The 16,639-nt window shown below is 59.2% G+C and carries 17 protein-coding genes; 11 read left to right on the forward strand and 6 right to left on the reverse strand.

Translation table 11 applies throughout. The annotated features are described in order from the left end of the window. Window positions 1-8: 8 nt before the first annotated feature. Genes HUU60_07125 through HUU60_07135 form a run of 3 tightly spaced genes read left to right on the forward strand, consistent with a single transcriptional unit; the run spans window position 9 to window position 2,947 of the window. On the forward strand, window positions 9-1,526 hold the full coding sequence (locus HUU60_07125) for a M61 family metallopeptidase (GenBank protein NUL82481.1): 1,518 nt from the start codon (window positions 9-11) through the stop codon (window positions 1,524-1,526). Further along, a complete protein-coding gene (locus HUU60_07130; protein NUL82482.1) occupies window positions 1,523-2,017 on the forward strand; it encodes a hypothetical protein in 495 nt (164 codons plus the stop codon). Before HUU60_07125 ends, HUU60_07130 begins: the two co-directional genes overlap by 4 nt. A gap of 60 nt (window positions 2,018-2,077) precedes the next feature. Next, a complete protein-coding gene (locus HUU60_07135) occupies window positions 2,078-2,947 on the forward strand; it encodes a PEGA domain-containing protein (GenBank protein NUL82483.1) in 870 nt (289 codons plus the stop codon). Here the strand turns inward: HUU60_07135 and HUU60_07140 are convergent. Next, window positions 2,919-3,773 carry a methionyl-tRNA formyltransferase gene (locus tag HUU60_07140; protein ID NUL82484.1) on the reverse strand — a complete coding sequence of 285 codons (855 nt, stop codon included), beginning with the start codon at window positions 3,771-3,773 and terminating at the stop codon, window positions 2,919-2,921. The genes HUU60_07135 and HUU60_07140 overlap by 29 nt on opposite strands. A gap of 82 nt (window positions 3,774-3,855) precedes the next feature. Beyond that, entirely contained in the window at window positions 3,856-4,419 is a 564-nt protein-coding gene (def, locus tag HUU60_07145; protein NUL82485.1) for a peptide deformylase, read from the reverse strand. Window positions 4,420-4,515: 96 nt separating this feature from the next. Here def and fliM point away from each other — a divergent pair, with 96 nt between their 5' ends. Genes fliM through flhB form a run of 7 tightly spaced genes read left to right on the forward strand, consistent with a single transcriptional unit; the run spans window position 4,516 to window position 9,749 of the window. Next, the gene (fliM, locus tag HUU60_07150) at window positions 4,516-5,508 is read left to right on the forward strand and encodes a flagellar motor switch protein FliM (protein ID NUL82486.1); all 993 of its coding nucleotides are present in this window, start codon (window positions 4,516-4,518) and stop codon (window positions 5,506-5,508) included. 3 nt (window positions 5,509-5,511) lie between these two features. Continuing rightward, on the forward strand, window positions 5,512-6,420 hold the full coding sequence (gene fliN, locus HUU60_07155; GenBank protein NUL82487.1) for a flagellar motor switch protein FliN: 909 nt from the start codon (window positions 5,512-5,514) through the stop codon (window positions 6,418-6,420). Further along, complete coding sequence (locus HUU60_07160; protein ID NUL82488.1) at window positions 6,417-6,935, forward strand: flagellar biosynthetic protein FliO; 519 nt, start codon at window positions 6,417-6,419, stop codon at window positions 6,933-6,935. Before fliN ends, HUU60_07160 begins: the two co-directional genes overlap by 4 nt. Further along, a complete protein-coding gene (gene fliP / locus HUU60_07165) occupies window positions 6,932-7,666 on the forward strand; it encodes a flagellar type III secretion system pore protein FliP (protein ID NUL82489.1) in 735 nt (244 codons plus the stop codon). Before HUU60_07160 ends, fliP begins: the two co-directional genes overlap by 4 nt. Before the next feature lie 10 nt (window positions 7,667-7,676). Further along, window positions 7,677-7,940 carry a flagellar biosynthesis protein FliQ gene (fliQ, locus tag HUU60_07170; protein NUL82490.1) on the forward strand — a complete coding sequence of 88 codons (264 nt, stop codon included), beginning with the start codon at window positions 7,677-7,679 and terminating at the stop codon, window positions 7,938-7,940. A gap of 3 nt (window positions 7,941-7,943) precedes the next feature. Beyond that, on the forward strand, window positions 7,944-8,714 hold the full coding sequence (locus tag HUU60_07175) for a flagellar biosynthetic protein FliR (protein NUL82491.1): 771 nt from the start codon (window positions 7,944-7,946) through the stop codon (window positions 8,712-8,714). 3 nt (window positions 8,715-8,717) lie between these two features. Beyond that, window positions 8,718-9,749, forward strand: coding sequence for a flagellar biosynthesis protein FlhB (gene flhB, locus HUU60_07180; GenBank protein NUL82492.1), 1,032 nt, complete (start codon window positions 8,718-8,720; stop codon window positions 9,747-9,749). A gap of 123 nt (window positions 9,750-9,872) precedes the next feature. Here flhB and HUU60_07185 read toward each other — a convergent pair whose 3' ends face one another. Further along, window positions 9,873-11,741, reverse strand: coding sequence for a hydantoinase/oxoprolinase family protein (locus tag HUU60_07185; GenBank protein ID NUL82493.1), 1,869 nt, complete (start codon window positions 11,739-11,741; stop codon window positions 9,873-9,875). Between the two features lie 74 nt (window positions 11,742-11,815). On the opposite strand from HUU60_07185, the gene HUU60_07190 reads away from it, so the two are divergent. Beyond that, the gene (locus HUU60_07190; protein ID NUL82494.1) at window positions 11,816-14,137 is read left to right on the forward strand and encodes a VWA domain-containing protein; all 2,322 of its coding nucleotides are present in this window, start codon (window positions 11,816-11,818) and stop codon (window positions 14,135-14,137) included. Window positions 14,138-14,150: 13 nt separating this feature from the next. Here HUU60_07190 and HUU60_07195 read toward each other — a convergent pair whose 3' ends face one another. The 3 genes from HUU60_07195 to HUU60_07205 form a co-directional block, all read right to left on the reverse strand. Continuing rightward, window positions 14,151-14,354, reverse strand: a complete 204-nt coding sequence (locus tag HUU60_07195) for a cold-shock protein (GenBank protein ID NUL82495.1) — start codon at window positions 14,352-14,354, stop codon at window positions 14,151-14,153. Between the two features lie 118 nt (window positions 14,355-14,472). Then, the gene (locus HUU60_07200) at window positions 14,473-15,216 is read right to left on the reverse strand and encodes a hypothetical protein (GenBank protein ID NUL82496.1); all 744 of its coding nucleotides are present in this window, start codon (window positions 15,214-15,216) and stop codon (window positions 14,473-14,475) included. Continuing rightward, window positions 15,209-16,639, reverse strand: coding sequence for an adenylate/guanylate cyclase domain-containing protein (locus HUU60_07205; GenBank protein ID NUL82497.1), 1,431 nt, complete (start codon window positions 16,637-16,639; stop codon window positions 15,209-15,211). The genes HUU60_07200 and HUU60_07205 overlap by 8 nt, the downstream gene beginning before the upstream one ends.

Raw genomic sequence — 16,639 nt, forward strand, 5'->3', positions numbered from 1 at the left:
TCGACACAATGAAAACCTTCGTAGTCGTCCTTAGCGTCGCGCTTGTGCTCTTTGCCGACGCTCAAGTTCGAACTGAATATACGGTCGATGCCTCTCAACCGGCTTCCCGCCGATTTCGCATCGAGATGCGCGTCTATGGGGCCGAGGGCGAATCGACAACGCTATCGATTCCCGCTTGGTGCCCTGGGTGGTATATCATTCAGCGATATGAGCAGGGCCTCAGCAACTTCTCTGCAAACGATGCAAACGGCGAAGCGCTTTCTGTAACACAATCCGGTCTTCGAAGTTGGCGGGTGGCCAACAAGAGCGAAACCTTCACTCTGACCTATGATGTCGCGGCGCGCGAATTGGGCTACGGCTTTTTCAAATGCTACTTGGGGCCTGCTTCTGGTTTCATCAATGGCCCGTCTGCCTTTCTCTATGTCGATGGCGGCCTAAACGCTCCCAGCGAGGTTAAGCTCCGACTGCCGCAAGATTGGGCGTCTGTAAGCGGCATGGCGCCCGGCGAGACGCCCAATAGCTACCGAGCCGTCAACTACGACGAACTGGTCGACTGCCCGATCGAAATAGGCCTCTTCCGCTTAGAAAGCTTTATTATCGACGGCGTACGCTTTGAAATGTGCGTTACCGGATCGCTGACCCCCGAACAACGGGCCGAATGGCGCCGCGAACTGGAGTTCGTATCGAAAACAGCGATGCAAATCATGGGCGGCGCGCCATTCCGACGATACCTTTACATCATCCATGCGATCGGGCCCGCCGACTTTGCCAATTTCTACGGCGGGCTGGAGCACATGAACAGCACGGTTCTCAACTTTTCGGTCGGCCACTCGATTGCCGGATTGGCCGCTCACGAACTGTTTCACGCTTGGAACGTCAAGCGAATCCGTCCTAAGGTCCTCGGTCCTTTCGACTATTCTAAAGAGGTTCGCACCGAGAATCTCTGGTTTGCCGAGGGCGTTACAGAGTATTATGCCCGCCTCATATTGAGCCGGTCAGGATTGGAAACGGAGGAGCAGTTCTTGAGCGGCCTCGCGGCCGACATCGCCGAGCTTCAGAACAACCGCGCCCGCTCTCGCGTAACCCTCGCTGACAGCAGTCTCAAAGTCTGGGAGACCGGCGACAGCTCCGGTTTCGGCGGCCTCAACTACTATAACAAGGGCATGATCGTCGGCTTTCTGATGGACGTCAAACTCCGCACCCTCTCGGACAACAAGAAGAGCTTAGACGACGTCATGAAGCTGCTGATGCAGAGGCACAATCCGCCTAAACCAGGCTATGACGAAGACGGCATCTTGAAGGCTTACTCCGAAATTGCCGGACAGGACATGGCCTCCTTTTACAACAAACTGATTCGCTCGACGGACGAACTCCCTTACGACGAAGTTCTTAAACCGTTCGGACTTGAGTTAGTCCGCTCCGGAAGAGCCTATCAGCTCAAGCGCATGGCCGACCTGAACGAGCGACAGAGCCTGCACATCGTTGATTGGGCCAAGAACGCCAACGCCCGCCCGGACGACCGATGAAACGAAAAAGACGCATCGGCGCAATCCTTGCCATTCTCGTCTTGCTGATCCTGGCGCGATTTGGGCTCGAAGCCACGATCGGGAAGCCGGAGGACCCGCAAGCCTCTATTCGGGAGGTATTCGCCGAAGCAAAAACAGCCATCGAAGCCAGAAATACGGCCGACTTCATGCAGATCGTCTCGGACGACTTCAACTACGAAGGCGTTACTAAGAACGAACTTCAGCGCAACCTGCGTCGCTTCTTCATGGTTGCCAAGGAGATCAAAGCGACCTATCAAGAACCGGCGATCTATGTAACCGGCGCGACGGCTCAAGTTACGACCGGATTTGAAGTAACGTGGATCGGGGGCGCGGCTGAAAACCTGAAAGTCGATCCGGTTCAAATCTACTTTCGCAAGAAGCCCAGTCGCATCCTTTATATCATCCCCGACGACAAGTGGCAAGTGGTCGGCATCGAGGGGCTGTTGCCGACGAGGATGCCCGGATTTTAATCGAATGCAGGACGACGGCCATCTAAGGCGAAACAGAATGCTCGGAGGGGCGTCTACCGTATGATGATTCGATCGATATCCTTGCTTGTCGCGTGCCTCGTCTTGTTGGGTTCGCACGGTTGCGGCGGAGGCGGCGGCATCGTGCTCGGGACCCTCGCGATCAGCTCCAACCCATCCGGCATACAGATATTCCTGGACGGCGCCGACACGGGGCAACAGACCCCCGCCACTATCAACAATGTGTCGGTCGGTCCTCACACCATCCGACTGATCATGACCGGCGGCGCCCAGACTCGCAGCGCCACGATCCCCATTAACGTGGTCGCCGGCAACAACACCGTCAGCTTCGACTTTACCGGCACAGGCTCGATTACGGTCAACGTCCCCGCGGCGCTCAAGGCGGGCGAGACCTTCACCGTCAACGCCATGCGAGACGGAGCCGTCATCAAGACGGCTACGGGCAACGTGGTGGGCGGCTCTGTCTCGGTAACCTTGACCGACATGGAGCCGGGCGACGTGCTGTTGGACATGGGCATGATGGGAACCTCGCCCGATGCAGGCGTCGGTCCGGTGATTATCGGCTTCAGCAGCGCGCAGACGGCCGTCGTCAGCGGTCAAACGCGCACGATCGCCGCAACGATGACCTCGGCCATCGCACAAATCTTGCTGAGCGCCGGTTCGGTTACCGTTTTCGTCGGCGAGAACCGGACTGTAACGGCCCGCGCGGTCAACGGAGCCGGTCAAACGGTGCCGATCAACGGCACGTTTGTCTGGGTTTCGGGAAACACCGGTATTGCAACCGTCAACGGATCGGGCGTTGTCTCTGGCGTTGCAAAAGGCAGCACCACCGCGACCGTGTTAGAGACAGAATCGAATGTCTCCAGCGCGGCTGCCGTAGAGGTCATCGACTTTCCGCCGCCTCCGCCGTAATAAGATCAAAACGGTCGCCCGGTCGCGCTCGATAGCCGTTGGCAAAGCTTTGAGCGCTCATCTTTGACTTCCCTTCAGGCTGGAGCTCGTCTATCCACAACGCCCCCTGGCCGCAAGCAATCAACAATCCCTGCTCGCCAACGGCCAAAACCTCTCCCGGTGCGCCGTTCCCTTCTGCAGGGGCGCTTTTAAGCGCCTTAACGCGCCTGCCTTTCCATACAGCAAACGCCCTTGGCCACAACGCCCGTCGCCGATCGTGGCACTGCCTGGCCGTCTCGTCCCAACGAAGGCCAAAATCCTCCCCGACGATCTTGGGCGCGAACGTCGCCGCCGAATGGTCCTGCGGCGCTGCGTCTAGGCGCCCCTCCAAAATCGCCTCGAGATGCTGGGCAATCATCTCTGCAGCCATCTCCGAAAGCCGCGTCTCTAACTCGCGCCCCGTCTCCATCAAGCCGATCGGAGTCTTTTCGATCGCGTACACGTCCCCGGCGTCCATCTCCAGAACCATTCTCATCAACGATACGCCCGTCTCGCTCTCGCCAGCCATGATCGCGCGCTGGATGGGTGCGGCGCCCCGATATTTGGGCAAGATCGACCCGTGCAGATTGAGACAGAGCGCAATGTCAAGCATTGCTTGAGGCAGAATTTGGCCATACGCCGCGACTACCATTGCGGCAGGCGCCAAAGACCTCAAACGCTCGACGAACTCCGGGTCTTTGCATCGTCGCGGCGCTTCGATCGCAAGCCCAGCAGCCGCCTCGTGCACGGGCGTCGGATTCATCCGCAGACCCCGGCCAGACGGCTTGGGAGGTTGCGTAACGACCAAGAGAATGGGCCAGCCCGATTCGCGCAGAACCTTGAGCGCCGGAACCGCAAACCGGCCCGAGCCGAAGAAAACGATGGGCGGTCTATCCCGCAGCAGCCTGCTCCTCGTCGCTCTCGTCGTCCGATGCGGGCGAATGCCAGTGCAACGTCTCCTGGATCGCTCGGTCGATGAACAGTACGCCGTCCAAATGATCGATTTCGTGCATCGCGACCCGCGCTTCAATGCCCTCAAACGTCAAACGCACCGGCTTGCCGCGCCGATTGAGCGCCCGCACCGTTACGATCTGGGGTCGAATCACTTCGCCATAGAACGCCGGGATGCTGAGGCAGCCCTCCTCTGCCTGCTGGCTTCCCTCTCGCTCCAGCGCTTGTGGATTGATCAATGCGCGAGGCTCCCTGTCCGAAGGAGCGACAATGATAACGCGCAAGCCCACTCCCAGCTGAGGCGCAGCCAGGCCAATGCCCCGCGCCTCGTCCATCCGCTCTATCATCCGGTCGATCAACTCGTTGATCTCGGGCGTGATGCGCTGCACAGGCTTCGCCTTCCGCCGCAAAACAGGGTTGGGAAATTTGACAATGCCCCCCGGCCGTTCCCTGTAAAGCGGCTCGAACTCTTTTGGCACATCTAGCACGAACTCAGTCTCCATCGCCCTGATTCTACCTAAACCGCGCTTCCCCGCTCTTCAAAACATTGCAAGATTACCGGCTATCTTCCGATAATCAAGCCTGGGAACGGAGGCAAGTTGAGCGAGATACTGTCCCAGGCCGATATCGAGGCGCTGTTGGCGCAACTCTCTACGTCCGAGTCGAGCGATTCGGACGAAGCGAGCGACGACCCGCTTGCACAACTGCGCAAGCGCACGTCGTACGAGCCCTACGACTTTCGACGCCCCGATAAGTTCTCGCGAGAGCACTTGCGCACGCTCCAAATGGTGCACGAGACATTTGCCCGATTGGCCGGCACAAACCTGTCCGCCTACCTAAGATCGCCCATTCAACTGGAAGTGGTCGAACTGATGCAAACGCCGTTCGAGGAGTATTTGCGCTCGCTCAACCAATCGGCGTTTGTAACGTTCACGATGCCTCCGTTGGCCGGGCAGTGCGTGTTCGAGATGGAGTTCTCGCTGCTGTTTACACTGGTCGACAGGCTGTTGGGCGGACCGGGCAAAGCGATGCACAGAACAACCCTGACAGACGTCGAACGACCGCTCGTGATAGGGCTGGCAGAGAGAATCTTGATCGCGCTAAGAGGCGCATGGGAAGGCATTATGACGCTGGAGCCGATGGCCGAAGGTCTCGAAACAAGCCCGCAATTCGTACAAATCGCGCCCCCCGGCGACGTTGTGCTAACAATCCTTATGGAGGCGCGCGTCGGCGAGCAGTGCGGCGCCTGCAGCGTCTGCATACCGCACATGGTTATCAAGCCGGTTACGGCCAAACTCAGCTCGCAAAAGTGGAACGCCACATCTGGTCGACGAAGTTCTGCCCAAACCCGTGCGGCGCTGACCGCTCAGTTAAACGAGGTCAAAACCCGATGCAGCGTGACCTTGGGCCAGTGCAAACTGAAGGTCAGCGAGGTGCTCAATCTGAGCCCTGGAGACGTTCTTGCGCTTCAAACACCGGTCAATGGACTGGCCGATATGTACGTGGCCGGAAGGCTCAAGTTTCGCGGACGGCCAGCAACCCGCAACAAGAAACTGGCCATATCCCTGATCGAGGCAATCGATGAAGAGTAATCTATGAGCACAAATCCTGAAGAACAAACAACGGCCTTCATGGAGTTTCAAAGCCAGCTCTGGCCGGAGATCGCCGATGCGCTCTCAGGCCAAACCGGCGTCGAAGTCGCCATCCCAACGCCGACCGTAGCCTTGGTCAGCTCCGAAGAGCTGGCCAGCCGCATCTCCAGCCAAGCGCCCTACCTAAGAACGACCTTGGCTGAGAACCCAGACGAATCGCACCTCTTCCTGCTTCAGGGCGACGGGCCGCCCACCGAGAACGTCCTGAACCTAATGGAGGCGCTCGTCGGCGTACGGCCAAAAGAAATAGGCGAAGAAGAAACCGGCAATATCGGCAAGTTCTTTGAAGGCTTCATGGCCGCCTTCTTTGCCTCGCTTGCAGAAAACTCGAATGTCGCCCCGGCGCCGGGACCGAAAGACATCGGTCTGGACAATTGCGCAGCGCCCGTCGATCTCCTGGCATCCGACGATGTCTACTGGGTGGAAATCCGTCTGCAATACGGCAAGCAGCCCATTACCGCTCAACTCGTCTGGGTCATCTCGACCTCGACCGCCCATCGCCTCATGGCAATGCCAGGCGAAAACAGCATCGACTTAACCGAAGAACTCCAACAGAATGCCTCGCAAACTACAGTATCCAAGAGCTTTGATTCCAATATCGACCTGCTCCTTGACATCCCGCTCGAAGTAACGGTGGAACTGGGCCAGGTCGAGATGGTCATCAAAGACATCCTCGACCTCGGACCCGGCTCAGTAGTCGAACTGATGAGCTCTGCCGGAGAGCCGGTCGAAGTCAAAGTCAACGGGCGCCTGATCGCCCGCGGCGAAGTCGTCGTCGTAGACGACAACTTTGGCGTCCGAATAGTCGAAGTAGCCAGCAAAGCCGAGCGGATCGAGCGCATGGGGGCGTGATGCGAATCCTCGTTGCAACCCTGCTCTCGCTTTGCTTCGCCCTCGCCCAAGAACTTGAGCCGGGAGCGATGGGCACTCGGTCGGGCGGCCCTCTGGCAACGCAAACCCAGGCCGCTACGCCCGTCGGAGCAAGCAACGCCGCACAGATGCTGGCAGCGCTTGCTCTGGTTGCGCTTGCTTTACGATACGGGCTACCCTTGGCCATGCGCTGGGCGGGTCGGTCGGGCAGCGGCTCTCAGTTGGACGGCGAAATCCGCATCATCGAAACGCGCGCCGTACCGAACGGCTCCCTCAGCCTCATCCGCGTTCGAGGCCGACTAATGCTCATTGCCTCCAACGCACAATCGGTCCAGCTTCTAACGGTTCTTGAAGAACATCCAGAACCCCTGCCATCCGACAATGCCTTCGAACAAGCGCTGATTCGCTCCGTAAAGGACGACGAGCGAGCCGCGCTGCAGGACAAGATTCGCGCTGCCACGGAAAGGCTACGATCGATGGCAGGTGAGCGCGATTGAAGCGGCTGATAGCCTGCATCCTCTTCCTCGCCGCCGCGACCGCATTAGCCCAGACGCCCATTCCGCGCGTCTCCATCGGCGTCGATTCGGCGCAAAACCCGCAAGACGTTGCGCTGACGCTGCAGATCGTGGCGTTTATGACGCTGCTCAGCCTCGCACCCTCGCTCCTTATGATGATGACCGGCTTCACACGCATCGTCATCGTCCTCTCCTTCTTGCGCACGGCCATCGGCAGCCCCACGACGCCCCCAAACCCCGTGCTGATCGGCCTGAGCCTATTCCTAACCTTCTACGTGATGGCGCCCACGCTGGACGACGTGAACAAGAACGCCCTGCAACCCTACATGAACAAGGAAATCACGTTCCAAGTCGCGCTGGAAAGGGCTCAAGCGCCCGTGCGCGACTTTATGCTGCGCCAAACCTATACGCAGGACTTGAACCTCTTTATATCAATGCAGGGCAAACCGCCGCCCGAAAAGCCCGAGGATCTCTCGCTGTTGACCCTCATTCCCGCATTCATCGTCAGCGAGCTCAAAACTGCCTTCCTGATCGGCTTCTACATCTACATCCCGTTTCTCATCATCGACCTCGTCGTGGCCAGCGTCCTGTTAGGAATGGGCATGATGATGCTGCCGCCAATGGTCGTCTCGCTCCCGGCCAAACTCCTCGTATTCACGCTCGCCAACGGCTGGTCGACCTTGGCTCAGGCGCTGGTTTCCGGCTTTAGATAGGACAAGAAAAATGAACCAAACCGAAATCCTCGAGTTAGGCCGTCAAGCCATGATGATCGCGCTGCAAACCTGTATGCCGATCCTACTCTTTGGCCTGGTGGCCGGCGTGCTCGTCTCTGTGTTTCAGGCCGTTACCCAGATCCAAGAGATGACGCTCACGTATATCCCTAAACTGCTGGCGGGCGCCCTTGCCCTGGTTCTGTTCGGCGGCTGGATGCTCAATCAATTGGTCGATTTCACCTCCCGCACGCTGGGCGGCATCCCGCCGAGATAGCGCATGGACCTTGATGCTCAATGGATCTGGACGTTCTTGCTGCTCTTTGCTCGAGCATCGGCGCTGGCGGCTGTCGCTCCGATCTTTGGCAGCAAGGGCGTGCCGGCGCCCATTCGCCTGGGTCTCGCGCTCGCGCTGAGCCTCGGACTGACGCCCATGCTGCGCGAGACCGTCGGCCCCCACCCGGACAATCTCATAGCGATTGGCGCAGGCGTAGTTCAAAGCGCTCTGGTCGGCATCGCGCTGGGATACACTGCGACGCTGATCATCTCTGCCGCCGAGATGGCCGGTCAATGGCTCGATACCCAAATCGGTTTCGGAATGATCCACCAAATCAACCCCTTCACCAACTTCCCATCCAGCCTGCTCGCGCAATTTCACTACCTGCTGGCGCTGACGATCTTTGCTATTTCCGATGGGCACCATATCTTGATGGCCGGGCTTGTGCGCAGCTTTGAGTTCGGATCGGCGCCTACTGCAACCGCGCTCGCCCACGGCGCCATGTCGGGCGCGGCAACCCTGCTGACCCAAGCCATCATGCTAGCCGCACAGATCGCTGCGCCTGCCATCGGCGCCCTCTTCATCACGGACGCCGCCATGGCCGCCGTCTCTCGCGCAGTTCCCCAAATCCCTGTCTGGATCGTCGGTATGCCGGCCAAAATCCTGATCGGTATCTCCGCGGTCGCAGTCGCTTTGCCCGCGCTCTTGTGGGGCAGCCAGCGCATCATCGCCCTAATTGCCGAGTCGCTGGCAGGCCTGGCGCGACTACTGTAAACCATGAGCGGAGACGACCGAACCGAACAGGCGACTCCTAAGAAGCGCCAGGACGCCCGACAGAAGGGGCAAACCGCTCGGTCGCCCGAGGTCTCCAGCGCGGCGCTCTTTCTTGCCTTTGCGCTCACGCTGCCTTTGCTGACCAGTTGGAGCGGCGGCCGTCTGATCGATACGATGAAACAGGGAGTCGTCGCTGCAGGCGAAATGCGCTTCTCTGCCGATATGGCCATTGGTGGAATGCTGGCCGCCGTGCCGATCCTCGCGCTCTCGGCTTTTATCGCTGTGGTCGCCAACATGCTCCAGGTCGGCATTGCCGCCAGCCCCAAAGCCCTGATGCCCAATCTTGACCGCATCAACCCGGTCAACGGCTTCAAGCGGCTGCTCTCCGTTCGGTCGGCGTTCGAAATTCTCAAAGCTCTCTTCAAATTCCTGCTTATATCCTACGTGGCCTATCGCGCCGCTTTGGGCAGCAGCGAGCAGTGGTTGTCGGCCTCGCGCTTGCCTTTTGCGCAGGCGGTCGGCCTTATCGGTCAAGCCGCTCACGCCATGCTGGTCAAAATCGGCTTTGCCTGGCTCGCGCTCGCATTGGCCGACTATCTGTTCCAGCGCTGGCAGTTCGAAAAGAGCATCAAGATGACCAAGCACGAGGTGAAGGAGGAGTACAAGCAGAGCGAGGGCGACCCGCACATGCGGGGCATGATCAAGCAGAAAATGACCAAGTTGGCGATGCGCCGCATGATTCAGGATGTGCGCCGCGCCGACGCGCTGGTAACCAACCCGACGACCTTTGCCGTGGCTCTGCGATACGATTCGGCATCGATGCGCGCTCCTAAAGTGATCGCTAAGGGAAAGGGGCCGCTGGCAGCCCGAATCCGCGCTGAGGCGGAACTCCATCGCGTGCCGATAATAGCCAATCCGCCTTTAGCCCGCAGCCTCTACGCCGGAGCCGAAGTCGGCGACGAGATTCCGGTCAATCTCTACGAGGCCGTCGCCGAAGTCCTGGCGTACGTCTATCGGCTTCGCCATAGAGCGTAACGCCCCTCGCAAGAATGTTCCCTGAACAGGTCGCCGTGCTCAGGGTTCGATTCGTACTCGATTTTGTGCTACATTTCCGATGATTCCCGTTCGCGCACAAGCGCGGCGCGTAACTTGGCCCTCTCACACCATCTCGACCAGCATCTCGCCGCCGTTCAATATGGTCGCGCGCCAGCCCGGCTCGATCAGTGTCGTTGAGTCGTGCTGAACGACCAGCGCCGGGCCCAATAACTCTTGCCGAAAGTCAGACCGAGGAACTACAGGCAGCCGCATCCGAACCCCATCTAGCCATGCGTGTATCTCCCCGCTTGCATATCGCACTGGCGCTACGGGTATGGTCGTCGCAGCTGTAGCAGGCTTCACCGTCCACCGAACGCGGCGATTGACCGCCTGAATCGGCTTGCTTTCGTCCGCAAAGCCGTACAACTGCCGATGCCGCTCATGAAACGACCTCTCGGCGCCGTTCTCGGGAACCGTGATCTCGTACGACTGCCCTACATAGCGCAGATCGAGGAATCGCTCTTCGACAGCCTTTGGATCGATGTCGCCTGGTCGCTCGGGCCGCCGGTCTTGGTGCAAGATGTTCGCCGTCTCTTCGTGCGCAACGTCTGCAAGCAGCAATCCCCAAGCCGAAAGCAGACCGGGAGCGGTGGGGACCAAAAAGCGCTTCATGCCGAGCCGCTCGCACAGAGCGCACGCATGAAGCCCGCCGCCCCCGCCAAACGGCAATAGCGAAAACTCCGCCGGATCGTATCCTTTGGCCGCCGAGACCCACCGCAGCGCCCTCGCCATCTTCTCTCGCGCCAACTCGACGATAGCCTGCGCAGATTCTGAAACGCTCAATCCCAGCCCGCGCGCAATGCCGCCGATTGCGTCGCTTGCTGCTAAAATGTCCAACTTTGCACCTTGATACCCGAACAAATCGGGCAATATCCAACCCAGCACGAGGCATGCGTCCGTTACGGTCGGCGGGCCGCCATTGCCATAGCAGGCCGGGCCAGGCTCGGTGCCCGCGCTCTCGGGCCCAACGCGAAGCGCCCCTCCCGGATCCAATCGCGCGATCGATCCTCCGCCCGCCCCAATCGTCTCGATATCGATCCTTGGCAGGCGAAACGGCAGCCCGTCGATCTCCCCTGAATACGACCGACCATAGTCCCCATCGATGAGAGAAACGTCGGTCGAGGTGCCGCCCATATCCAAGGTCAGCAACTTCTCAAAACCGCATGACTGCCCGACGGCGCGCGCTCCGACAACGCCCGCCGCCGGGCCCGACAACAGCGTCAACGCAGGCAGTCTCGCCGCCCGTTCCGCCGACATCAAGCCGCCGTCCGAACGCATTATCAAGACCCGGGACCCACTTAGCGAACTGAGGTAGGGCCGCATCATTGGTCCCACGTAGGCGTTCAAGACCGTGGTCGATGCCCGCTCATACTCGCGATACTCGGGCGAGACATCGATCGACAGAGACGCATAGAAGCGATCGCCCAGTATCTGCCCGGCCAATCGCTCCAGCCTGGGATCGAACGGCGAGTTGATAAAGCAGACCGCGACCGACTCGACGCCCTGATCCGCCCATTTTCGAGCGGCCTTTTCCAGTCCGGCTATCCCATCGAACGCCGTAAGAGCGCGCTGCTCTATTCGCTCTTCTGCTTCGAAAACTAAATCGGTTGGTATCAAGCAAGGCGGTCCCTCGGCGCGCAGGTCATAAATGCGCCGCCTCGTCTGCCGTCCGATCCTTAGCAGGTCGCCAAACCCTTTCGTGGTTACAAAGGCCGTCTTTGCGCCCTTTTGTTGTAGAACAGCGTTCGTAGCGACCGTGGTGCCGTGCAGAAGTTCATACGGCATGTCGACTCCAGACAGCCGAACGCCTTCTGCAACCGCCTGGGCGGGATTCGACGGCGTAGAAGGCGTCTTGAGCAGCCGAACTTCATCCCCATCGACGGCCACAATGTCCGTAAAGGTGCCGCCGGTATCGACCCCCAGTCTCTTCATCGAACAGATTATGAACCCCGCGCGCCTGCCGGTTCGTCAAAACAGTGGCACAAATCAATCCGTGAGGGAGAACCATGAAGATTGCGCTTGCCATTGCGATAGCATTCGCTTCCTACGTTGCGGCCGCCCAAGGCCTGCTGATCGAGACCGACGAGATCCCACAACGAGACCACCAAGGCTATACTATTCGAGAGCATCACGTTCGGATAGCCATCAAGGACGGCACGGCCGAGACCACCGTCGAGCAGCTGTTCCAGAACAACGGCCCGCGCCCGATCATGGCTGATTATATGTTCCCGCTGCCAGACGGCGCGGCGGTCAGCAACTTCTCAATGTCGTTCGGCGATCGCAAGATCGAAGCCAAGCTGCTGAACGCCGCCGAAGCCAGGCGCATTTTCGAGAGCATCGTCCGCCGCCGACAAGACCCCGCTCTGTTGGAGTTTGCCGGTCGATCGGTGCTCCGCGCCCGAGTTTTTCCCATCCCCGCGGGCGAATCCCGGAGAATCACCGTTACCTATTCGCAGACATTGCGCCGCGATGCGGGCATCGATGTCTTCGATCTCGCGCTGCGCCCTCTGCGCGGCGTCCAGAAGCCCATCGAAAGCCTCACCATCGATGCCGATGTGCGCACCACCAACCCGATCACAACGGTTTACTGCCCTTCTCACGCAGAAGCAATCGTCAGGCGCACATCAGATTATGCAGCGACCGTAACGCTGCGCGCAAGCCAGACGCTCCCAGAGCGAGACTTTCAACTTTACATCGGCTCATCTGCCAAAGCATTTGACGCGCGCGTCATCCAACATCGCGATCGAGGCGACGGCTACTTTTTACTGCTCTTGGGCGCAGGCAAGCAAGCCCCGACCGATGCTATGCCCAAACAGGTGATGTTTGTGCTGGACCGTACCGGCAGCATGAGCGGCGAGAAGCTCCGCCAGGCCAAACAAGCCTTTAAGTACTGCCTAGAATCGCTCCGCGAGAGAGACCGCTTCAACCTTATCTACTTTAACGAGCAACCGACCGTGGTCTTCGAGAGCCTCGTCGCGGCGAACTCGGACAACGTGCGGCGCGCGATCGAGGAAGTGGATAAGTTGGATGCCCGAGGCGGCACCAACATTCACGATTCTCTCTCCACCGCGTTCGAACGCTTTCCGATCGACCGAATGCGCGCGTTCCGTGCTGTCGTCTTCCTCACCGATGGTTTGCCGACGGTCGGCGAAACTGCAATAACCAAGATCCTCGACCGTGTCCGCTCGCTCAATCAAAGCAAGGTCGTTCGCCTCTTTTGCTTTGGCGTTGGATACGACGTGAACGTGCCCCTGCTGGACAAGCTGGCCGAGCAGAACGGCGGCACGACCGAGTATGTTCGCCCGGACGAGAACATCGAATCCAAGTTAGGCGAGTTTAGCGATCGAATTCAAGCCCCTGCGCTTATGGGGGTCGAGCTTCGCGGCGAGGGCATGTACGATGTCTATCCCCCGCTTCCGGTCGATCTCTTCCATGGCCAACAGCTCGTCCTAGCGGGCCGATACCGCACGACCGGACGACTAACCATCGAAGGTCAGTCCTCCGAAGGTCGCGTTGCGCTGACTGTCGATCTCCGATCAGATGCGACTGGAGGCGACTATGCGCCTCGGCTCTGGGCGATGCGAAAAGTGGGCTACTTGATGGACGAGTGGCGACTGAACAAGAATCCAGAAGTGGAGGCCGAGATCTTGCGCCTCGCCAAGGAGCACGGGATCGTAACGCCCTTCACCTCCTTCCTGATCGATGACGACATGATCGCGTGGGACGGCAGGGCGCCTCGAGAAGACGTCAAACTCAGGTTTAGATCGACCAACGAGGCGGCCCAACGAGACGACGGCGAAGGGTCCGTGCGCGCATCCCAAAACGCCTATGGCCTGAAGGGCGCCGGCGGAGGCGGAAGCGTCCAGCAAAAGATCGCAGCCGGCGAATCGGTAACACACTACAACGAGCAGCTCGGCTACGATGCGCCTGCAACTTTGGCAGACAAGGCGCAGGCCAAGATGCGCAATGTAGGCGGCAAGACTTTCTATCTGCAGAACGATGTCTGGACCGACAGCCAGCTGGACAACGGCGCTAAGACCATCGTCATCCAGCCCTTTAGCCAGGCGCACTTCGACCTGATAGAAAGACGACCCTCCTTGCGCCAATACGCGACGGTGGGCGACAAGGCGATCATTCAGCTGCCCAAGGCTGCCGTCAAGTTCGACCGCAACGGCAAAACGAAGCTCTCTGCCGAAGAGTGGAAGCTGATCGGCGAAGAGCCAAAAGACGGCAAAAAAGCAGGCGAGTCGACCGCTCTGAGCCTCGGCTGGGCCTCCCTGCCCCTCGCTCTGTTAGGCTTGCTCGTCTACGCCGTCAAAAAGAGATAGAGAATCTCGACCCTTAGGACTTCGGGCTGACTTCTTTAGCCTGAAGTCCCTTGGGGCCGTTCGTCGCCTCAAACTCGACTTCTTGCCCTTCGTGCAACGACTTGTGTCCTGCACCGACGATCGCAGAATAATGGACGAAGACCTCTTGTCCGTCATCGGCCACGATAAAGCCAAAGCCTTTTGCATCGTTAAACCACTTAACGCGTCCGGTTTGCATCTTTTCCTCCTGCCTTAGGCGCCCCAATTTCGCCCGGCGCCTTTTTAGTCAAGAGTTATTTCGGTCAATTTGACCGCAATTCCTGCAGGATGAATAAAAAATAAGTGTTATCACGTAACTAATTGGGATCCGTGTCGATCAGTAGCCCGGCTCGCTCGCCGCCGGCCATATTGGGAATCCGAACCTCCAATCCCTGTTCGGTAGCCTTACAGGCTAATTTCGTCGTCTGAACGTCCCGAAGGTCGATCCAGTCCGCCTGCATGTCTGGATACCACTCTGGCCGTGCAAATCGGTGCAGCGTCAGACAGATCGAACCGGCCGGCCGGTCGTCGCCCCCATTCTCGATAGCAAACAGGTGAAACCGATTCTGCTTCAAATGTCGCAACTTGAGGCCATCGGCGTTCAAAGCCATCGGACGATGCCCAGCCTCGTTCAACTGCCCGATCAATCTTGCCCTATCCAATGCGTGGCCAAAGGGATACTCCGTCAACGCCTCCCAGCCATCCTCCATCGGCGCCAAAACGGTAAACGGAATGCCCAGCTCGCACTCCTTTTGCAGGCACCGCGCTAGTAGATCGCGCAACGGCTCCGACCGCCCATAGCCTTCCGGCACGACGATCGTCTCAAAAATCTGCCCCTCCGCCATCAAGTGGCCGCAGGGCCGCGCAAACCCCTTTTCCAAAACAAACTCCTCCTCCACCTCGTCAAACGAGTAGAGCGCTATTGCCATCGCGTCGGCAATAGCCTCAAAATCGCCTCCGCGAATCAACCCCAAACGACTGGCTGAATGCCCGCAACCCAAGAGCGCTTCCCATCGCTCTTCTACTAGACTCAGCGCTCGCAACGCCTCCCAGTCAACCATCGGTGCAGATCTTCTCGACCGCTTCGAGCGAAAACGAACCTGCAAAGACGCTTAATCGATCTAAGAGCAGCTTCTCCTGATCGCTCAGCAAGTTGTAGCTCCATTCGATCGTGGCGCGCAGCGTCTGTTGTCTGGGCAATGCCGTCCGACTGCCTCCGGTCAAGATGCGGAACGCGTCGTCCAATCGGGACGCTATCTGCTCGGGCGCCAGCGCCTTGGCCCGCGCCGCAGCCAACTCGATCGCAAGGGGGATTCCGTCCAGCCGCCGACAAATCTGCGCAATAGCCGTCGCGTTCGAAGGCGCCAGTTGAAACCCAGATTGCGAAAGAGCCACTCGATCCACGAACAACCGGACCGACTCGTTGGCCGCTATCAGTTCAAAGTCATCCAAGTCTGATTCGCTAGGCGCCGAGAGCGACGGAATGCGGTAACTCACTTCGCCCGGCAACCCGAGCGCCTCTCGGCTCGTCGCTAACAGCCGGACGTTTGGACAACTCCTTAGGATAGTCTCGCCTAGCTTGGCCACGGCCTCCAACAGATGCTCGCAGTTGTCAAAGATGAGGAGAGCCTTTTTGTCCTTCAGATAGCGCATCACGGTGTCCTGCAGGGGGCTGCCGATCTCCTCGCGCACGGACAAGGCGTTCGCCAACGACTGCACGATCAGCGATGGATCGTTCAGCGCGGCCAGTTCGACGATCCAGACGCCGTTCGTGTATTGCTCCAACAACTCTGCGCCCGCCTGCAATGCAAGCCGCGTCTTGCCGCATCCGCCCGATCCGGTCAGCGTTACCAGTCGAGTGGTCGCGAGCGATTCGACGACTTCTCCAAGCTCTTTCTCTCGACCGATAAACGTAGTTAACTGCGGCGGCAGGTTGTTGGGCAGCGCATCCATCGACGGCAAAGGCCGAAAGTCCTCTGGCAGTTTGGGATGGCAAAGTTGGAACAATTGTTCGGGATGCTGCAGGTCTCGAAGGCGATGCAAGCCCAAGTCCTTAAGGCTGGCCTCGCTGGGCAGACCATCGGTCAGAGCCTCGACCATCGTCGCGCTCAACAGCGTTTGTCCCCCCGCCGCCAAGGCCATTAGCCTCGCCACGCGATTCAGCGCAGGACCAAAATAGTCGTCTCCGCGAGGCACCGCATCGCCCATGTGCAAACCCATCCGCACGCGAAAGGGAATCTCTTGCGTCTCGTACCGAACCGTCAGCTCCAACTGAGCTGATAAGGCCGCCTGTACGCCGCACCCCGCCTTATCGAACACTGCACAAATCCCATCGCCAACGTTCTTGAAGATCTTGCCATGGTTCTCGCCAACGCACCGATCGAACAGCGCATCGTGCGCCTCTAGCGCAGTCCGCATAGCGTCGGGCATCTCCTCCCAAAGGCGCGAACTCTGTTCAATGTCGGTGAACAGAAAGACGTACAT

The sequence above is a fragment of the Armatimonadota bacterium genome, assembly GCA_013359125.1.
Classification (GTDB): domain Bacteria; phylum Armatimonadota; class Fimbriimonadia; order Fimbriimonadales; family GBS-DC; genus JABWCR01.

Coding starts and splice junctions, on each gene's coding strand:
- HUU60_07125 (NUL82481.1), top strand. CDS start 9: ATGAAAACCTTCGTAGTCGTCCTTAGCGTCGCGCTTGTGCTCTTTGCC.
- HUU60_07130 (NUL82482.1), top strand. CDS start 1,523: ATGAAACGAAAAAGACGCATCGGCGCAATCCTTGCCATTCTCGTCTTG.
- HUU60_07135 (NUL82483.1), top strand. CDS start 2,078: ATGATGATTCGATCGATATCCTTGCTTGTCGCGTGCCTCGTCTTGTTG.
- def (NUL82485.1), bottom strand. CDS start 4,419: ATGGAGACTGAGTTCGTGCTAGATGTGCCAAAAGAGTTCGAGCCGCTT.
- fliN (NUL82487.1), top strand. CDS start 5,512: ATGAGCACAAATCCTGAAGAACAAACAACGGCCTTCATGGAGTTTCAA.
- fliQ (NUL82490.1), top strand. CDS start 7,677: ATGAACCAAACCGAAATCCTCGAGTTAGGCCGTCAAGCCATGATGATC.
- HUU60_07175 (NUL82491.1), top strand. CDS start 7,944: ATGGACCTTGATGCTCAATGGATCTGGACGTTCTTGCTGCTCTTTGCT.
- flhB (NUL82492.1), top strand. CDS start 8,718: ATGAGCGGAGACGACCGAACCGAACAGGCGACTCCTAAGAAGCGCCAG.
- HUU60_07185 (NUL82493.1), bottom strand. CDS start 11,741: ATGAAGAGACTGGGGGTCGATACCGGCGGCACCTTTACGGACATTGTG.
- HUU60_07190 (NUL82494.1), top strand. CDS start 11,816: ATGAAGATTGCGCTTGCCATTGCGATAGCATTCGCTTCCTACGTTGCG.
- HUU60_07195 (NUL82495.1), bottom strand. CDS start 14,354: ATGCAAACCGGACGCGTTAAGTGGTTTAACGATGCAAAAGGCTTTGGC.
- HUU60_07200 (NUL82496.1), bottom strand. CDS start 15,216: ATGGTTGACTGGGAGGCGTTGCGAGCGCTGAGTCTAGTAGAAGAGCGA.
- HUU60_07205 (NUL82497.1), bottom strand. CDS start 16,639: ATGTACGTCTTTCTGTTCACCGACATTGAACAGAGTTCGCGCCTTTGG.